At 37.7% G+C, this 19,208-nt stretch carries 17 protein-coding genes; 13 read left to right on the forward strand and 4 right to left on the reverse strand.

Annotated features, from left to right (window positions below):
• Positions 1-2: 2 nt before the first annotated feature.
• Positions 3-302, reverse strand: a complete 300-nt coding sequence (locus BFL01S_RS04015) for a YtpI family protein (RefSeq protein ID WP_025907280.1) — start codon at positions 300-302, stop codon at positions 3-5.
• A 259-nt stretch (positions 303-561) separates the two neighbouring features.
• On the opposite strand from BFL01S_RS04015, the gene BFL01S_RS04020 reads away from it, so the two are divergent.
• Complete coding sequence (locus BFL01S_RS04020; protein WP_061784952.1) at positions 562-1,494, forward strand: DHH family phosphoesterase; 933 nt, start codon at positions 562-564, stop codon at positions 1,492-1,494.
• Positions 1,495-1,532: 38 nt separating this feature from the next.
• Here BFL01S_RS04020 and ytrI read toward each other — a convergent pair whose 3' ends face one another.
• Together ytrI and ytrH are read right to left on the reverse strand one after the other, a co-directional pair.
• On the reverse strand, positions 1,533-2,051 hold the full coding sequence (gene ytrI / locus BFL01S_RS04025) for a sporulation membrane protein YtrI (protein ID WP_061784953.1): 519 nt from the start codon (positions 2,049-2,051) through the stop codon (positions 1,533-1,535).
• Entirely contained in the window at positions 2,048-2,383 is a 336-nt protein-coding gene (gene ytrH / locus BFL01S_RS04030) for a sporulation membrane protein YtrH (protein ID WP_025907274.1), read from the reverse strand. Before ytrH ends, ytrI begins: the two co-directional genes overlap by 4 nt.
• A gap of 142 nt (positions 2,384-2,525) precedes the next feature.
• Here ytrH and dnaE point away from each other — a divergent pair, with 142 nt between their 5' ends.
• From dnaE to BFL01S_RS04065, 7 genes are all read left to right on the forward strand, one after another.
• The gene (dnaE, locus tag BFL01S_RS04035; RefSeq protein WP_061784954.1) at positions 2,526-5,876 is read left to right on the forward strand and encodes a DNA polymerase III subunit alpha; all 3,351 of its coding nucleotides are present in this window, start codon (positions 2,526-2,528) and stop codon (positions 5,874-5,876) included.
• Positions 5,877-6,050: 174 nt separating this feature from the next.
• Positions 6,051-7,280 carry an NADP-dependent malic enzyme gene (gene ystJ / locus BFL01S_RS04040; RefSeq protein WP_061784955.1) on the forward strand — a complete coding sequence of 410 codons (1,230 nt, stop codon included), beginning with the start codon at positions 6,051-6,053 and terminating at the stop codon, positions 7,278-7,280.
• 63 nt (positions 7,281-7,343) lie between these two features.
• Positions 7,344-7,958, forward strand: coding sequence for a FadR/GntR family transcriptional regulator (locus BFL01S_RS04045; protein ID WP_174521177.1), 615 nt, complete (start codon positions 7,344-7,346; stop codon positions 7,956-7,958).
• A 252-nt stretch (positions 7,959-8,210) separates the two neighbouring features.
• Entirely contained in the window at positions 8,211-9,098 is an 888-nt protein-coding gene (gene accD, locus BFL01S_RS04050; protein ID WP_025907266.1) for an acetyl-CoA carboxylase, carboxyltransferase subunit beta, read from the forward strand.
• On the forward strand, positions 9,092-10,069 hold the full coding sequence (gene accA, locus BFL01S_RS04055) for an acetyl-CoA carboxylase carboxyl transferase subunit alpha (protein WP_025907263.1): 978 nt from the start codon (positions 9,092-9,094) through the stop codon (positions 10,067-10,069). Before accD ends, accA begins: the two co-directional genes overlap by 7 nt.
• 529 nt (positions 10,070-10,598) lie before the next feature.
• On the forward strand, positions 10,599-12,359 hold the full coding sequence (gene pyk / locus BFL01S_RS04060) for a pyruvate kinase (RefSeq protein ID WP_061784957.1): 1,761 nt from the start codon (positions 10,599-10,601) through the stop codon (positions 12,357-12,359).
• A 71-nt stretch (positions 12,360-12,430) separates the two neighbouring features.
• Positions 12,431-12,820, forward strand: a complete 390-nt coding sequence (locus BFL01S_RS04065; RefSeq protein WP_061784958.1) for an FxsA family protein — start codon at positions 12,431-12,433, stop codon at positions 12,818-12,820.
• A 73-nt stretch (positions 12,821-12,893) separates the two neighbouring features.
• On the opposite strand, the gene ytvI is transcribed toward BFL01S_RS04065, so the two are convergent.
• Positions 12,894-14,003: a sporulation integral membrane protein YtvI gene (gene ytvI, locus BFL01S_RS04070; RefSeq protein WP_025907257.1), complete on the reverse strand. Its 1,110-nt coding sequence runs from the start codon at positions 14,001-14,003 to the stop codon at positions 12,894-12,896.
• Between the two features lie 138 nt (positions 14,004-14,141).
• Here ytvI and BFL01S_RS04075 point away from each other — a divergent pair, with 138 nt between their 5' ends.
• From BFL01S_RS04075 to BFL01S_RS04095, 5 genes are all read left to right on the forward strand, one after another.
• Entirely contained in the window at positions 14,142-14,600 is a 459-nt protein-coding gene (locus BFL01S_RS04075) for a DUF441 domain-containing protein (protein ID WP_025907255.1), read from the forward strand.
• 364 nt (positions 14,601-14,964) lie between these two features.
• The gene (citZ, locus tag BFL01S_RS04080) at positions 14,965-16,083 is read left to right on the forward strand and encodes a citrate synthase (RefSeq protein ID WP_061784959.1); all 1,119 of its coding nucleotides are present in this window, start codon (positions 14,965-14,967) and stop codon (positions 16,081-16,083) included.
• A gap of 91 nt (positions 16,084-16,174) precedes the next feature.
• The gene (gene icd / locus BFL01S_RS04085; RefSeq protein WP_025907251.1) at positions 16,175-17,461 is read left to right on the forward strand and encodes an NADP-dependent isocitrate dehydrogenase; all 1,287 of its coding nucleotides are present in this window, start codon (positions 16,175-16,177) and stop codon (positions 17,459-17,461) included.
• Between the two features lie 31 nt (positions 17,462-17,492).
• Positions 17,493-18,431 (forward strand): malate dehydrogenase, encoded by a 939-nt coding sequence (mdh, locus tag BFL01S_RS04090; RefSeq protein ID WP_025907249.1) that lies wholly within the window; start codon positions 17,493-17,495, stop codon positions 18,429-18,431.
• 179 nt (positions 18,432-18,610) lie between these two features.
• The gene (locus BFL01S_RS04095; RefSeq protein ID WP_025907247.1) at positions 18,611-19,087 is read left to right on the forward strand and encodes a MaoC/PaaZ C-terminal domain-containing protein; all 477 of its coding nucleotides are present in this window, start codon (positions 18,611-18,613) and stop codon (positions 19,085-19,087) included.
• Positions 19,088-19,208: the final 121 nt, after the last annotated feature.

The following is a 19,208-nucleotide window of genomic DNA, read 5'->3' on the forward strand; positions in this document are numbered from 1 at the left end:
TTTTATAAAGACGTTTGAGCTTCTTTCGTAGCAAGAGGAAGGTAATATCTGTATGCGCGAATACCTGTAATAATACTTCCGAGACCAAATAAAGCAAAGATGATACCGATAATGAGGGATGTTGTAGTTGCATAAATAAACCATTGATTAATTCCAAAGAAAAGTACAAAAGCTCCAAGTGAAATACTGGATTTTGCAGAGATCCACTTGCGTTCAATAGGACGTTTGGAGCGGACATATTTGACTTTTAAATAGAAATAAAAGACAAATGAAATGACGATTAAAATGGCGAGAATAGGCATTAATTCATTCAGCTCCTTTTGAAAATAATTATTTATTGGTTGTAAGATATCTAAACAATTTCACCTTCATAGTACTGAATGCGTTTTCTTTAAGCTGTATGTAACAGACTACTTATTCCTATTCTATCGATAGATGCCAGAAAATTCTAGTATTAATTAATTCTGCTTTTAAACTTCTAGCTATCTATGATTTAATAGAACTAGCTATTAGGTTTGGTACATAAATAGTTTGCTAATTTACCGATAGGAGTGCTGCTAGATGAAAACACAAATTTTAGATGCAATTAAAGGTTTCGATACAATTATTATTCACCGTCATGTAAGGCCAGATCCTGACGCGTATGGTTCTCAATGTGGGTTAGCGGAGCTGTTAAAAACATCTTTTCCTGAAAAGAAGATTTACGTAACAGGAAAAGAAGCAGAATCTCTTAAGTTTTTATATCGAATGGATGATGTTGCTGATGAAGTGTATGAAGATGCACTTGTTATTGTATGTGATACAGCCAATCAGGAACGAGTCTGTGATCAGCGGTATGCAAAAGGGAAAATGCTAATTAAAATTGATCATCATCCGAATGAAGACCAGTACGGAGATTTACTATGGGTGGATACAGAAGCGTGTTCAACAAGCGAAATGATCTATGAATTTTTCCTTCATGGTAAAGAAGACGGGCTTACATTAAATGACCGCGGTGCTGAGTTAATTTTTAGCGGAATTGTGGGAGATACAGGTCGCTTTTTATTTCCAAGCACAAAGCCTAAGACGTTCCGCTACGCAAGCGACTTAATTCAATATGATTTTGAATTTAAGGATGTTTATGATGAGATGTATAAAACGAAAGCAAACGTGGCGCATTTACATGGGTATGTGCTTCAAAATTTCTCTCTATCAGACTCAGGGGTTGGGTATATGAAAATACCAAAAGAAATTCTTGAGAAATACAGCGTAACGCCAGCAGATGCATCGCAGTTAGTTAGTTCATTAGGGCATATTGAAGGCATGAAGGTATGGGTATTCTTTGTGGAAGAAGAAGATCAAATTCGAGTAAGATTAAGATCAAAAGGTCCGGTTATCAACACGATTGCCCGTAAGTATAAAGGAGGAGGTCATCCACTTGCAGCTGGTGCTTCCATTTATTCTTGGGATGAGGTTGAGCCACTGCTTCAAGATTTAGAAGCGCTATTTCAGTAAATGTTAAAACAGGCGTACATTCTCCTAGTACGCCTGTTTTACATGACTTTCTCTACTTTCTTTATCCGAATTTCAATTGATAAAGTGGTGTAGAAATAAATTTGGTGCACTTCGACTTCGTAAATCATTTTATCGAATTCATATTTTTTATTTTCAATCGCTTTTTTTAATACGTTTCGTGCGTCATACGCACTCTCAATGTCTTGAGCAATTAAATGTAGTGCTTCTTCTTCAACGCTAGCTTGAAGGTGGTAAGAAGTGAGGGAACCTAATTTATATTGCTTCGTATTTGTTAAGTTTACTTTCACCTCTTGAATCAAAATGTTTTTTTTCATCTTTTTATTTAATTCTCGTACATCCTCTTGCCAAATTAAACTGTTTTTTTCTGCTCTTTCTAGCTTCTGTTCCAGCTGCACTAATGACTTTGTTTGTTCATGCTGTAGTTCACCATAAATAATTAAAAAAACGCCCCAGCTAATAATGGCACCGATAACTAATCCAGCGAAAAAGCGTTCTAAGTCTGACCGCTTATATAGACGTTTGTTTGGGACCCTCATAAACCTAAGCTCTCTTGTGTCAACCATTTAATAATTAGTGCCCCTGTTTGAGCCCCACCCATTGCTGAGAGTATTAGCAAGATTTGTTTTACGACATCTTTAGTAGCACCTTCAAACAAGCCACGTTCAAAACTATAGAATGTATCAAACGTGCCTCCAATAGCTCCTACAATCGCCCAAATTTTTAAGCTGTTACTTAATGTATACATGATGTGAAATGGAGATTTACCAATTAAAAACCCTGCAAACGAACCAATTAAAGCACCGCCAAGAATAATACCTAATGAAGTGAAGTAGCTCCAAATAAACAATGACATAAAGGGCTCTTTCATCTTCTCCCTCCTTTTGCACATTTTCTATCATTTCTGCTGTAATTCATATATATGGACAAACAAAACAAGTTATGTAATTTGTATGGAAGAACAACAAAATTTATAATGGACATAAATACATAAAAAGAAGGTGGGAAGACTCGTGCCTTTTGTTCATCTACAACTAAAAAGTGCATATAGCATTTTAAATAGCACGATTCGAATTAAGCAGCTGGTCGAACGTGCAAAAGCATTAGATTATAAAGCTGTTGCTCTGACGGATGAAAACGTGATGTACGGAGCTATCCCTTTTTATAAAGAGTGCAAAAAAGCTGGCATTAAGCCAATCATCGGTTTGACTTTATATGTGCTAAAGCAAGAAGATGAAGCGTTTTCTTATCCGCTTGTTTTACTCGCTCAGAATGAGAAGGGATATGAAAATTTAGTAAAGTTGAGCAGCCTTGTTCAAACAAAAGAAAAGAACGGCGTGAAAAAAAAGTGGTTACCGCATTATAAAGAAGGCGTAATCGCTTTTACGCCTGGGCTATCTGGAGAAATTGAATCGCTTATTTTGGATAATAAGCTGGATGAAGCAAAACAAACTATTGCATTTTTTAAACATGTATATGGAGAAGAAAATTTTTATTTGTCTCTTCAGCGACACGGAGATCACGAGCAAGTTTTGAATGAGGAACTTTGTAAATTAGCAGAAGAATTGAATGTGAAGTTACTGGCTTCCAATGACGTAAAATACCTGGTTCAAGAAGATTATGAAGCCTATGAATGCCTAAAGGCTATAGGTGAAGGTGATATGCTTCAAGATATGATAGAGGAAGATAGGAACAGCAAAGAATATTATTTTAAATCACAGTCTCAAATGGAAAGCCTCTATACAGACGTTCTTTCCACTTTATACGAAACAAATCGTATAGCTGACCGGTGCAACCTTGAGCTCTCACTCGGTAAAATGATGATTCCGTCCTATCCAATCCCCAACAGTCAGGATACGGCGGATAGCTATTTACAAAAACTGTGCGAAGAAGGCTTGAAAAAGCGTTTAAGTACAGTCACCCCTGAATATGCAGCACGATTAGACTATGAACTTAGTGTCATTCAACAGATGAAGTTTAGCAACTACTTTCTAATTGTATGGGATTTTATGCAGTATGCGCACAAAAATGGAATTATTACAGGGCCGGGGCGTGGTTCAGCAGCAGGTTCTTTAGTTGCTTATGTTTTAGAAATTACCAATGTTGATCCAATTAAGCATGACTTGTTGTTCGAACGGTTCCTAAACCCTGAACGCATTTCAATGCCTGATATTGATATTGATTTTCCAGATAATAAACGTGACCAAGTCATTCAATATGTGGCTGGAAAATACGGTCAGATTCATGTTGCTCAAATTATTACTTTCGGCACTCTAGCGACTAAGGCGGCCATTCGCGATGTGGGAAAAGTTATAGGAATGGATAAGGAAGATCTTTCTGTTGTTTCTAAATTACTACCATCTAAACCTGGGGTCACGTTACAACAAGCAGTTGCACAGTCTAAGCCTTTACGTGAGTATATTCAAGCTATGCCTATTAGACAAAAACTTTTGCAATTAGCAATGCAAGTAGAAGGGCTTCCAAGACATACGTCAACTCACGCTGCAGGCGTTGTTATTAGTGGCGAGCCGCTTACATCGTATACGCCTATTCAAGAGGGTCAGCATAATGTGTACCTCACTCAGTACCCAATGGAAGCACTGCAGGATATCGGCTTACTTAAAATGGATTTTCTAGGTCTCCGTAATTTAACGTTAATTGATTATATTCTTGCAAAAGTGGAGCGAGATACAGGAGAAAGGCAGAAGCTACCAGATATTCCCATGCAAGATGCTAAGACGTTTCAGCTTTTAGCAAGTGGTGATACAACTGGAATATTTCAGTTAGAATCAGACGGCATGCGCAAAGTATTAAAAGAGTTACAACCAACAGAACTAGAAGATATAGTGGCGGTCAATGCTTTGTATCGTCCTGGACCGATGGAGCATATTCCAACCTATATTAAAAGAAAGCATGGTTTAGAAAAAGTTACGTATGTTCATGATGTGCTAAAACCAATTTTACAAACCACGTATGGAGTCATTGTTTATCAAGAGCAAATTATGCAAATCGCTTCGAAAATGGCCGGATTTTCATTAGGGGAAGCTGACCTTTTAAGGCGAGCGGTCAGTAAAAAAGAGAGTGCGACGCTCCAAAAAGAGCGAAAGCATTTTATCGAAGGTAGTAAACGACAGGGATATGGTGAAGAAGTCTCAGAACAAGTCTACGACTTAATTGTTAAGTTTGCTAACTACGGATTTAACAGGAGCCATGCCGTTGCATATAGCTTTATTACTTACTATTTAGCCTATTTAAAAGCACATTATCCCCTTCAGTTCTTTGCGGTTTTATTAACCAGTGCGATTGGAAATCAATCAAAAAGTGAGCAATACATTCAAGAAATGAGGAAAAGAAAGATTGCTCTTTTGCCTCCATCTATCAATCAAAGTGCGTATGCTTTCAATGTAGAAAAGCAACAGATTCGTTTTAGTTTAGGAGCAATTAAATATGTTGGCGGAACAGTGGTTCAAGAAATTCTCAATGAGAGAAAGAATAAGCCGTTTGAAGACCTATTTGATTTTTGTATGCGCGTATCGACAAAAATTGTTAATAAAAAAATCCTTGAAACGCTGATTAATGCCGGTTGTTTCGATGAGTTTGGTGAAAATCGTGCCACGCTTATTGAAACGATAGACGTAGCTTTCGAACATGCCCAGCTGGTTGATCCACAAGATGATTTTGGCATGGGTTTTTCGCTAAAGCCAAAGTACATAATAGTAGACGAATTCAGCGAGCAAGAAATTTTGGAACGTGAAAAAGAAGCAGTAGGCTTTTATTTATCTAATCATCCGGCTTCTCAATATGAAAGGTTAATGGAAGCTCATTTTACAATCCCTCTTTGCGATATTGCGAAGTGTAAAAATGGAGCACAAGTTTCAATTATTGGACTTATCTCAAATGAGCGCATCATTCGTACCAAACAAGGTGAGCAAATGGCCTTCCTTGCAATTAGTGATGAAACAGACGATGCCGATGCAGTAGTGTTTCCACGAAGCTACGAGAAATACAAGCAGTTGTTAAACGTTGGAGAAGTCGTATTGATTAAAGGTAAAGTCGATATTCGAACCAATAAGCGACAAATTGTTGCACAAGAAATTTATTTAGCGAAGGAAGTTGAAGAAGAGCTGCCGAAACAAGAAGTATATTTACGTGTAAAGCCATCAGCCCAAAGTGATGAAGTCATTCGTGATATTTATAAAAAAATTCATAGCGCTAAAGGAAATGTACCCGTTCTGGTGTACTATGAGTCAGAGAAGCGATTATTACGCTTAACGTCCGACTACTTTATCTCACTAGAGGGGGATGTTATTACACAATTTAAAGCGTTACTTGGAGATGAAAATGTGGCTGTAAAAACTCTATAGTCTTTACAGATTGTAGATGATGTTATATTGTAAAGAAGTTAAAAAAAGTGGTCTGACCACTGTTACTTAATTTTACATTTACTCAGATGCAATGAAAATGAGCGCTTATTGCTTAACTGCATCGTTTCTAATTAATAGCTATATGTATACTTATATCGAATGAGGAGTGAGCTCATGTCTTTACGTGAAGAAGCACTGCATATGCACCGTATTAATAAAGGGAAGTTAGAATCTAAGTCAAAAATCCCTGTTCGAAATGCTCAGGATTTAAGCCTAGCTTATTCACCGGGGGTAGCTGAGCCTTGTAAAGAAATTTACGATGATGTGAATAATGTGTATGAGTATACAATGAAAGGAAATATGGTTGCAGTGGTATCTGATGGAACTGCGGTTTTAGGGTTAGGAAATATCGGTCCAGAAGCAGCTTTACCTGTAATGGAAGGTAAAGCAGTATTATTTAAAAGCTTTGCCGGAGTAGATGCGTTTCCTATCTGTTTAAAGACCACAGATATTGACCAAATCGTAGAGACAGTAAAGCTATTAGAACCAACATTCGGTGGAGTAAACCTAGAGGATATTGCGGCACCAAATTGTTTTGAAATTGAGGAACGCTTAAAGAAAGAAACCAATATTCCTATTTTTCATGATGATCAGCACGGAACTGCAATTGTAACGGTAGCTGGCTTGGTAAATGCATTAAAACTAGCAAATAAAAAAATGTCAGAAGTGAAGGTAGTAGCCAACGGTGCTGGAGCCGCAGGGATTGCCATCATTAAATTATTGCATCGCTATGGCGTGCGCGACATTATTATGTGTGACTCAAAAGGTCCAGTTTATGAAGGTAGATCGTTTGGGATGAATCAGGTAAAAGACGAGGTAGCTGCTTATACCAATCGTCAAAAAGTAACTGGGACCTTAGAAGATGCGCTTTCTGGAGCGGATGTTTTTATTGGTGTATCTGTCGAAGGGGCTCTGACAAAAGAGATGATTCAAAAGATGAATGAGGATCCAATTGTTTTTGCAATGGCTAATCCAATGCCTGAAATTATGCCCGACGAAGCAAAGAGTGCGGGTGTAAGGGTAATTGGGACAGGGAGATCGGATTTTCCTAACCAAGTGAATAACGTGCTGGCGTTTCCTGGTATATTCCGTGGTGCCCTAGATGTACGGGCTACTCATATCAATGAACAGATGAAAATTGCTGCGGTAGAAGCAATTGCAAGCCTTATTTCATCAGACGATTTACATGAAGATTATGTTATTCCCGCACCATTTGATACTAGAGTTGCACCAGCAGTAGCAGCTGCTGTGGCGAAAGCAGCGATGGAAACAGGTGTTGCGAGGTTACAGGTTGATCCAAATGAAATTGCATTAAAAACGCAGCGTTTGGCTATCATTGAATAAAGTGATACAGCGAAAAATTCTGTTTGGATACTAAGTGGATAAGGTGAGTGAAAAAATAGGTTGATGAATGAACGGTCAAAAGTTTATGTAGAAATCTTAAAGCAAATTCGGCAATTGATGCAGTCTAATCAGCTGCAAACAGGAGATAAAATTCCGTCAGAGCGAGAGTTGGCAGAGCGACTAAATGCGGGTCGCTCTTCTGTGCGTGAAGCGCTTCGAGCATTGGAGTTGCTAGGCCTTATTGAAACACGGCGGGGGGAAGGCACGTTTATTAAAGAAGTAGGCGATCATCAGCTTATCGAGATTTTAGCAACGTTTCTCTTGCATGATAGCAAACCAAAAGAAGACTTAATTGAAACGAAATATATGTTAGAAAGAGCATGCTTAGAATCTATACTACAGAATAATGAAAGCATTGTTGATCAGCTAGATCATCAAACCTTAACAATTAAACAGCTATTTGAGCAGTTATTTCGCCTTCAACATAATCGATTGTTACATCGCATTTGGCTAATTGTTAGTAACTTTTACTATACATTTCAACAGTCAACAATGACGCAAAATCAAGCCCAAATTGCGTTATTAATTCATGCTATTAAACAAGGAAACGAGCATGACGTTTTTGCGATTCATAAAGGATGGTATCATCCTTGTGATGCTTCACAAAATGTCGAATAGCACGTTGCATGTTTCTACACAAAATGTACAACTTTTCTTGTAAAGTAAATATCAATTAGTACACAAAATGAAGGAATTATGAGTGGATTCATACTTCATGGTCTCATGGTCTGTTTGCACCGATTGTGTAACCTATTTTGAAATAATAGGTGATAGACGCTCTATTGGTTTCAGACTGATGCTTATTGCATGATAAGCAAAGGATACGAAGACAGGTTCTTTTAGATAAAAGGATCAAAAGGAGGTTACACTTTGTTAAGAGATTTATTTACTAAAAATACAAAAAATGCAAAGAATACAAAGAAGAAAAAGTATGCTTCAGTTCCATCAGAACACCTAAAACAAGATGTACCGGAAGGAATTATGACGAAGTGTAAAAAATGTAAAAAAATTATGTACACCAAAGAGCTTAATAAAAATCTAAAAGTGTGCTTAAACTGCGGACATCATCACCAAATGACTGCTAAAGAAAGAATTAGTAGCTTAATTGATGAAGGTACGTTTATTGAATATGATCGTACAATGCGCTCTCAAAACCCTTTAGAATTTCCCGATTATGTTGAAAAGTTGGAGAAAGACCGTGAAAAAACGGGCCTTAGTGAAGCTATTGTAACGGGTGAAGGAGACATTGATGGTTTAAAAGTAGTCGTTGCCGTTATGGATTCACATTTTAGAATGGGAAGCATGGGCTCTGTTGTAGGTGAAAAAATTACAAGAGCTATCGAAAAAGCAAAGGATTTAGGCGTACCGTTTCTTATTTTTACAGCATCAGGTGGAGCTAGGATGCAAGAAGGTATCTTAAGTTTAATGCAAATGGCTAAGACAAGCTCAGCGTTAAAAATGTATAGTGATAAAGGTGGACTCATTATTTCCATCATGACGCACCCTACAACGGGAGGCGTATCCGCTAGTTTTGCTTCGTTAGGAGATTATAATCTAGCAGAGCCGGGTGCTTTAATTGGTTTTGCAGGTCGAAGAATTATTGAGCAAACTATTCGAGAAGAGCTACCGGAGGATTTCCAAACTGCAGAATTTTTATTAAAGCACGGTCAATTAGATGCGGTTGTGGCGCGTCACAATTTAAAAGAAACGCTCACGAATATTTTAGACATTCATGTAGGAGGTGACGTACAGTGGTAAGTGAATTAGAATTCGAACGTCCAATCGTGGAATTGCGTAATAAAATTGCAGAGTTAAAGGAATTTGCAACAAACACCGATGTTGATTTATCAACAGAGATTGAAAAGCTAGAAAAGCGCTTGGAAAAAGTAGAAAAAGATATTTATAACCACTTAAGCCCATGGAATCGTGTGCAGATTGCGCGTCATCCTGAACGACCAACTACGCTTGATTATATTTCAAGGCTGTTTACTAATTTTTTAGAGTGTCATGGTGACCGTTATTATGGTGATGATGAAGCCATCGTAGGAGGAATCGCTAAGTTCCAAGGTGTACCTGTCACGGTTATTGGTCATCAGCGTGGTAAAGATACGAAAGAGAATATTCGTCGCAATTTTGGAATGCCACATCCTGAGGGATATCGTAAAGCATTACGTTTAATGAAGCAGGCTGAAAAGTTTAACAGACCAATTATTTGCTTTATTGATACAAAAGGCGCTTACCCAGGAAAAGCAGCGGAAGAAAGAGGACAAAGTGAAGCCATCGCAAAAAACCTTTTTGAAATGGCTGGCTTAACTGTACCTATCGTTTGTATTGTTATTGGAGAAGGAGGAAGTGGAGGAGCATTAGGACTTGGTGTAGGGAACCATCTTCATATGCTTGAAAACTCCACGTACTCTGTTATCTCTCCAGAAGGTGCTGCTGCCTTACTGTGGAAAGATGCAACGCTTGCTAAGCAAGCAGCAGAAACAATGAAAATTACGGCACCAGATTTAAAAGAACTAGGCATTGTGGATGAGGTTGTGGAAGAAGTCAAAGGTGGAGCTCATCGTAATATTGATGAACAAGCAGCTTATATGGAAGTAGCGATTCGTAGCTCTTTACAAGAATTAACAAAATTAACAAAAGAGCAATTAGTTGAAGAACGCTATGAAAAATACAAAAAAATCGGACAGTTTTCAGCTGAAACCGATGCCATCGGTGTGAAATAAACAACGAAGCATCCTCTACTTAGATAGGGGGTGCATTTTCTCGTTTCTACAATAGCGCTTCTCTATTGTGTTTCATAGTTCTTCATGGTATTTTATAGACAGCAAAACCCTATAGGATTCTTAAGAAGAAGCCTGCATTTTCCTCTAATGGATTTAAAATACATTGTTGTAGGAAAAGCAACCCGCTTCTTTTATTGTAATGTCTAAAACCAATTTTTATAGGCATGCTTGTCAGATAGACGGGAATAGTAAAATCATTAGATAAACCAAGTGAATTGTAGTAAAAAAACAACTAGTTAAGGGTAAAATTATGCTATGAGTGTACAATACATCATGTGTTGTGATAGTCTATTTACTGCTTACATAATAGTTCTTTCTTTGGTTTAAAGAGAGCATATCATCGCCTGACTAAGCTACATATTGCTGTTAACATGTAAAGTAAAAGGTGATTAGTCCAGTAACTTTGAGTGCTAGGTTTGTACAATTACTTGAGAAGTTTGGTTATACCACTATATAGGAGGAAGATAGAATGCGTAAAACAAAAATTGTAGGTACTATTGGTCCAGCAAGTGAAAGTGTAGAAAAGTTAGTTGAACTATTTAACTCTGGTTTAAATGTTTGTCGTTTAAACTTTTCACACGGTGATTTCGAAGAGCATGGTGCACGTATTGTTAACATTCGTGAAGCTGCTAAAAAAACAGGGAAAACAATCGGAATTTTACTTGATACAAAAGGTCCGGAAATTCGTACAAATACAATGGAGAACGGTGCAATTGATTTAGAAGAAGGTTCTGAAATCATCGTTTCTATGCAAGAAGTAGTAGGAACAACTGAAAAGTTCTCAATTACATACCCTGGTCTAGTAGAAGATGTACACCCAGGTTCTAAAATCCTGTTAGACGATGGCTTAATTGGACTGGAAGTATTAGAAGTTAATAAAGCTGCTGGTGAAATCAAAACAAAAGTACTAAACCCAGGTACTTTGAAAAATAAAAAAGGTGTTAACGTACCAAACGTAAGTGTAAACTTACCAGGTATTACAGAAAAAGATGCAAACGACATCGTGTTTGGAATCGAGCAGGGTGTTGATTTCATCGCTGCATCTTTCGTTCGCCGTGCGTCTGACGTATTAGAAATTCGTGAACTATTAGAAAAGAACAATGCTCCACACATTCAAATCATTTCAAAAATTGAAAACCAAGAAGGTGTCGATAATATCGATGAAATTCTTGAAGTGTCTGATGGCTTAATGGTTGCTCGTGGTGACTTAGGAGTAGAAATTCCTGCTGAAGAAGTACCGTTAGTACAAAAAGATTTAATCAGAAAATGTAACGAGCTTGGTAAACCTGTTATCACAGCAACACAAATGCTGGATTCTATGCAACGTAACCCACGCCCAACTCGCGCAGAGGCAAGTGACGTAGCGAACGCAATCTTTGATGGTACAGATGCAATTATGTTATCCGGTGAGACTGCTGCTGGTTCTTATCCAATCGAAGCTGTTCAAACAATGCATTCGATTGCATCACGTGCAGAACAAGCTCTAAACTATCGTGAAATCTTACAACAACGCAGCAAGCGAGTAGGTACATCTATTACAGATTCAATCGGTCAATCTGTAGGACATACGGCACTTAACTTAAATGCAAGTGCAATTGTTGCTCCAACTGAAAGCGGATATACGGCAAAAATCGTTTCAAAATACCGTCCACAATCTCCAATCGTAGCGGTAGCAGCAAATGATTCAGTAGCTCGTCGTTTAGCGTTAGTATGGGGAGTAACACCAGTTGTAGGTGAGCGTTGCACAAATATTGATGACATGTTAGAGCATGCTGTAAACGACGCAGTAAAAACGGGCATTGTATCTCAAGGAGATCTAGTTATTATTACAGCAGGTGTACCTGTTGGAGAATCTGGTGCTACAAACCTAATGAAAGTACAAGTTGTAGGTGATGTATTAGCAAAGGGTCAAGGCATCGGTCGTAAATCAGCGGTTGGGCAAGTAGTTATTGCGAAAAGCGCAGCTGAAGCAAACGAAAAAATGACAGAAGGCGCAATTTTAGTTACAAATAGCACAGACCGCGACATGATTAGTGCAGTTGAAAAAGCAAGTGCATTAATTACAGAAGAAGGTGGCTTAACAAGCCATGCAGCTGTTGTAGGGCTAAACTTAAGCATTCCTGTCATTGTAGGCGTAGAAGGCGCAACAGTTACGTTTAAAGATGGACAAGACATTACAGTAGATTCAGCTCGTGGCGTTGTATACAATGGCCATGCAAGCATTCTGTAAGGTATAATTAAGAAAAAGAGAAGGTCTTTACCTTCTCTTTTTCTATAGTCAGATATTAAGGAGAGTTGACGGTGAAATTTCTCGTTCCAATTTTAATTATTATCCCTGCTATTGAAATCACATTATTGCTTACAGTAAGTTCGAAAATTGGTATTTTACCAACATTTTTCTTGATTTTAGCAACGGGAATATTAGGAGCTTATTTAGCAAAGAAGCAAGGTATGAAGACCTTACACAAAGCACGACAGCAAATGAATTCTGGCCAAGTTCCCGGTGAAGCAATTGTAGATGGGCTCTGTATCTTAATCGGCGGTCTTTTACTATTGACACCGGGCTTCTTTACCGATACAACGGGTTTTTTACTACTTATTCCTGCAACAAGAAAGTTTATCAAACCAACTGTTATGAAGTTATTCCAGCGACTGTTTCAAAATCGTGGAAGGTTTACGATTATTCGCTAAGAATGAAAATCAGGGTACCGACTAAAAAAAGAGTGTGCTATCAATGAGAAAAACTCTCTCATGAAGCACACTTTTATTTTGCAATAATAAAATTTTTAATATCTGTAAATACACCAGCTGAGTGTAGCGTACGAATGATAACCAATAAAATGGGCCCAACAATTAATCCGAGAAAACCAATTAATTTAAAGCCGACAAACAAAGCAATCAAAGTAGCTAAAGGATCTAATCCAATACTCGATGATAGGATTTTAGGTTCCATAATTTGGCGCTGTACGATAACCACTAAGTATAAAACAGATAAACCAACGGCAAAGGAGATATTTCCAGTTGTAAACGTATAAATAATCCAAGGCACGAAGATGAGTCCGGTTCCTAAATAAGGTAGTAAGTCTACAAAGCCGATAAGTAAAGCGATAGTAATTGAATAATCAACTCGTAAAATGAGTAGACCAGTAAGAACAATGATCGTTGTGATGGAAATAAGCGTAAGTTGAGCTTGAATAAATCCAAAAAGTGCTTTTTTTAGCTCTCCGATTACAGCTTCACTACTCTGTTTCACCTTTGGTGGTAAAAAGCTTTTGCTAAATGCAAGGAAACGATTCCAGTCCTTGCTGATAAAGAAGGTAGCAAGTAAGGAAAAAATAACAACAGTTGCGATGTTAGGGAGCCATCCGAGAAAAGTTGGGATCGCTTGTAAAAGTCGCTGTAAAAAGTCTCCGACAGTTGTTGTAATACTACTGCCAACGTTTTGAATATTTGTTAAAATAGTTTCCTGTTGGTTATGGTTTAAGCTGTTAAACATTGAAGCAATTTGGTTATAAAGAGGAATCAGTTTGCTGGCAATAAAGTTTTCGATGTATACGATGACGGCTTCAAAATTAGTTGGAACGACTTTTGCTAGATAGGTTGTACCGGCTATTATTTCAGTCACTAATAGCGTAATCGAGCCTGCTAGAATGGAAAAAATAAGCATGATGGAAATAAGAACAGCAATGTAGCGTTTACACTTTAACGTACGCTCAAAAAAGTTTACGATTGGATTCATGAAGAGTGCAATAATAAAGGCAATGATGAATGGATAAAGCAGCGTTGAAAGGTAATAAATGACTATAAGTGTGGCGCTTAAACCAGTCAATAAGATGACGATTCGTAAAAAACGAACCCAATAGATTTTAGGCAAGCAGTTAACAACCTCCTTTAAAAATAGTTTTGTTAGTATTTTACAACTTTTATGAAAGAGTGAAAAGAAAAAAGTGGGTTTTTCACTAGAAAATAAGATCAAAATAAGCATGAAAGTAATGAAAGGAAGGATGAACGAATGTTTTCACAACCAGTTATGTTTTTAGCTATTTTATTGGTTATAGGATTGATTGCAAAAAATCAGTCGTTAATTATCGCTGTAGGTTTTCTATTAGTTATTAAATTAATAGGTCTAGACAGTAAGGTATTTCCCTATCTACAGTCTAAAGGAATTAATCTAGGTGTGACCGTTATTACAGTTGCGGTATTAGTGCCGATTGCAACAGGTGATATTGGTTTTAAACAATTGGGAGAAGCTATTAAGTCGTCATATGCTTGGGTAGCATTAGCTGCAGGAATTTTAGTGGCAATTATTGCTAAATATGGACTGACTTTATTGTCGGAAGATCCCCATATTACAACGGCTCTTGTATTTGGTACAATCCTAGCTGTGACGCTATTTCAAGGGGTTGCTGTAGGTCCTCTGATTGGTGCAGGAATTGCCTATTTATTTATTAAAATTACAGAGTTATTTTAGTGGAAATTTTTTTATAATAACAATTTTTTTAAAATTTATTTACTCTTTTCATTCACAAAAGTCAGATAATTGTTTATAATATAGTTTGAAGCCGCATCTCATTACATACAATTGTATGATATAACGTATACGATCAAACAACTAAAAAGCATGCTAGATAGCATAATTTCTTTATGTTATTTAGCAATACGAAAATGTAAGCATTTTCTTTTTTGTCAGGGTCTTAAGAAAAGCCTATGAGGAATGCTGTGCTTCTATAGAAATGTCTTATGTGATGTGGAATTGAGCCAACGCTCAATATAATTTATTTTTGTATGTACAATAGGGTGTATGGGGAAATCTTTTCTGTAAAGGAGATGGGAATATGACTGCGACTCGAGGTTTAGAGGGAGTTGTTGCGACAACTTCAGCGGTAAGCTCCATTATTGACGACACGCTAACTTATCGTGGTTACAATATTGATGATTTAGCAGACTATGCTACATTTGAAGAAGTAGTTTATTTGCTTTGGCATGGAAAATTACCAAATAAAGAAGAATTATCTATTTTTTCTAGGTTACTAGCAGAGAATGCTAAATTACCTCATGAAGTATTAAATCATTTCAAAACATATCCAATTAAAGACGTTCATCCAATGGCAGCTTTAAGAACAGCTGTATCACTAATTGGCTTGTACGATCCAGAAGCAGACCTAATGGATGAAGAAGCTAATTATCGTAAGGCAGTTCGCCTACAAGCCAAATTACCGACAATTGTAACAGCCTTTTCACGCATTCGCAAAGGGATGGATCCAATTGAACCAAATGAAAACTATAGCGTTGCAGCCAACTTCTTGTACATGTTAACGGGGAATGAACCGACTGACATCGAAGTTGAAGCATTTAATAAAGCACTTGTCTTACACGCTGACCATGAGCTAAATGCATCTACATTTACCGCTCGCGTCTGTGTGGCAACTCTCTCAGATATTTATTCTGGTATTACAGCAGCAATCGGAGCCTTAAAAGGACCTCTTCATGGTGGTGCAAATGAAGCCGTTATGAAAATGCTATCTGATATTGAAACGGTAGAAAATGCAGAGCCGTATATTCGTAGTAAGTTAGCAAATAAAGAGAAGATTATGGGCTTTGGTCACCGAGTGTATCAGCAAGGGGATCCACGTGCTAAACATTTGAGAGAGATGTCTGAGAAGCTTACAAAACAAGCTGGAGACTCTACTCTTTATGAAATGTCTGTAAAGATTGAAGAGATTGTTACAAGTGAGAAGAAGCTACCACCAAACGTAGACTTCTATTCCGCTTCTGTCTATCACAGTCTAGGAATTGATCATGATTTGTTTACACCAATCTTTGCTGTAAGCCGCGTATCAGGTTGGGTAGCACATATTTTAGAACAGTATTCAAACAATCGATTAATTCGTCCACGTGCCGATTATATCGGCGAAGGAAAGCAAGCGTATATTCCGATTGAGCAAAGAGATTAACTTTTATGTAAGAAAGTGCTCAGCGTAAGTTGAGCACTTTATAATAAGCTATTAATCTATTAAGCTTTAAAACTTCAAGGGGGTTATTTTTATGACAAACGGACAAAAAATTACGGTAACAAACGGAGTATTAAATGTACCTAACAATCCAGTAATTCCATATATCGAAGGAGACGGAATTGGTCCGGATATTTGGGCAGCAGCATCTCGTGTATTAGAAGCAGCTGTTGAAAAAGCATATGATGGCGAAAAAGAGATTGTTTGGAAAGAAGTATTAGCAGGGGAAAAAGCATTCAACGAAACTGGCGAGTGGCTACCAGCTGAAACATTAGATGTTATTCGTGAGTACATAATCGCGATTAAGGGACCATTAACAACGCCAGTAGGTGGAGGAATCCGTTCACTAAACGTTGCTTTACGTCAAGAGTTAGATTTGTTTACTTGCTTACGTCCAGTACGTTATTTCGAAGGTGTTCCATCACCAATTAAACGTCCAGAAGATACGGACATGGTTATCTTCCGTGAAAATACAGAGGATATCTATGCTGGTATCGAGTATGCAAAAGGTTCTGAAGAAGTTCAAAAGTTAATCAACTTCTTACAAACTGAAATGGGCGTTAATAAAATCCGTTTCCCTGAAACATCAGGTATTGGAATTAAGCCAGTATCATCTGAGGGTACAGAGCGCTTAGTTCGCGGAGCAATTAACTATGCAATCGAACACGGTCGTAAGTCTGTAACGCTTGTTCATAAAGGAAACATCATGAAGTTTACTGAAGGTGCCTTCAAAAACTGGGGTTATGAATTAGCTGAAAAAGAATTCGGCGATAAAGTATTTACTTGGGCTCAATATGACCGCATCGTTGAAAAAGAAGGAAAAGATGCTGCAAATAAAGCACAAGCAGAAGCAGAAGCAGCTGGCAAAATTATCGTAAAAGATTCAATTGCAGATATCTTCTTACAGCAAATCTTAACTCGTCCTCGTGAGTTTGACGTAGTTGCAACAATGAACTTAAATGGTGACTATATTTCTGATGCTTTAGCTGCGCAAGTAGGTGGAATTGGTATTGCACCGGGTGCTAACATTAACTATGAAACTGGACATGCAATCTTTGAAGCAACACATGGTACTGCTCCTAAATATGCAGGTCTAGACAAAGTAAACCCTTCATCTGTATTATTATCAGGTGTGTTAATGCTAGAACATTTAGGCTGGACTGAAGCAGCTGCGCTTGTAATGGAATCAATGGAAAAAACAATCGCTTCTCAAGTAGTAACATATGATTTTGCTCGCTTAATGGATGGAGCGAAAGAAGTAAAATGCTCTGAGTTTGCAGATGAGTTAATTAAAAACTTAGGAAATCAAGTAACAGTATAATAGTAAACGAGAACGATTTGGGGGAATTAACATGTCAAACAAACGAAAAAAAGTCTCAGTTATTGGTGCTGGCTTTACAGGTGCAACAACTGCGTTTTTGATCGGACAAAAAGAATTAGCTGACGTTGTATTGGTGGATATTCCACAGGCAGAAAACCCAGCTAAAGGTAAAGCGTTGGATATGTTAGAAGCAGGCCCAGTACAAGGTTTTGACGCTAATATTACAGGAACAGCTAACTATGAAGATACAGCTGACTCTGATGTCGTCATTATTACGGCTGGTATTGCACGTAAACCTGGTATGAGCCGTGACGATTTAGTTACGACAAACCAAAAGGTAATGAAGTCTGTAACGCAAGAAATTGTTAAATACTCACCAAATTGTTATATTATCGTGTTAACCAATCCAGTTGATGCGATGACGTATACAGTATTTAAAGAATCAGGATTTCCAAAAAATCGTGTAATTGGTCAGTCTGGTGTACTAGATTCGGCTCGTTTCCGTACATTTGTAGCACAGGAACTGAATGTATCAGTTAAGGACGTTACTGGCTTTGTACTAGGAGGACACGGTGACGATATGGTTCCTCTTGTGCGCTACTCATACGCAGGTGGAATTCCGCTTCAAACGTTAATTCCACAAGATCGCTTAAATGCTATCGTGGAGCGTACGCGTAAAGGTGGCGGCGAGATTGTAAACCTTTTAGGAAATGGTAGTGCTTATTATGCACCTGCTGCATCTCTCTTAGAAATGACAGAAGCTATCCTAAAAGATCAGCGTCGTATCTTACCTGCAATTGCGTACTTAGAAGGTGAATATGGCTACAGTGGTATTTACCTTGGTGTACCAACAGTTCTAGGTGCCAATGGTATTGAGCAAGTGATTGAATTAGAACTAACTGAACAAGAAAAAGCAGCTTTAGATCAATCTGCTGATTCAGTTAAAAATGTGATGAGCGTTCTTGTTTAAAAATAGATAAGCACTTGGTAAACGGTGTGGTAAAAAGCATCATTTATAAAAGAAAAACAGGAAAATTCGAGGGAAACCTCGAATTTTTTTGTTGTAGAAGTTTCACTGCTTTAGACAAGAACTGTTCGCATGATTAGCGATCGTTCATGAAAGCTACAAAGAGAAAGGATGAAGTAGCAATGGTGCTAGGGAAAAAACAAAAGATTGGAAGAACCATAAAACAAATCCAAGTTGGCGAAAAGCTTTCACTTACTGAACGCATAGAGGACAAGGATATTCTTCTATATCTAGGCTTAACAAATGACGCCAATCCCCTTTATATTCAGCATGATTATGCTGCGCAAACGACGTTTAAAAAGCCGATTGTTCCAGCAATTATGATCAATGGAATGATGACAGCGGCTATCTCCAAATATTTGCCGGGTCCAGGAAGTCATATTCTAAAGCAAACCGTTGCATTTCCTAAGCGTATTTACCATTACAGTACAGTCGAGTTTTTATTTGAAGTAGTTAATAAAAATATGGACGAAAAGACAATTACAATTGATGTACAGGCAACAGATGAGAATGAAGAGAGCGTTGTACAAGCTCAATTTATTGTATGTCCTCCTCAAGAACTATCGATTGCCGAAACACATGAGTTTGAGAACTTTTAATGCAGTGACAAACGGGCCTCCTTTTTAATTAGGGGGCTTGTTTATTGGCATAATATTATGAAATGCCTTTGAGAACTTTAAGGAATCAGTGTATGATAATGACATACATATAGACAAAATA

The organism is Priestia flexa NBRC 15715 (assembly GCF_001591565.1).
In the GTDB taxonomy this organism is placed as follows: Bacteria; Bacillota; Bacilli; order Bacillales; family Bacillaceae_H; genus Priestia; species Priestia flexa.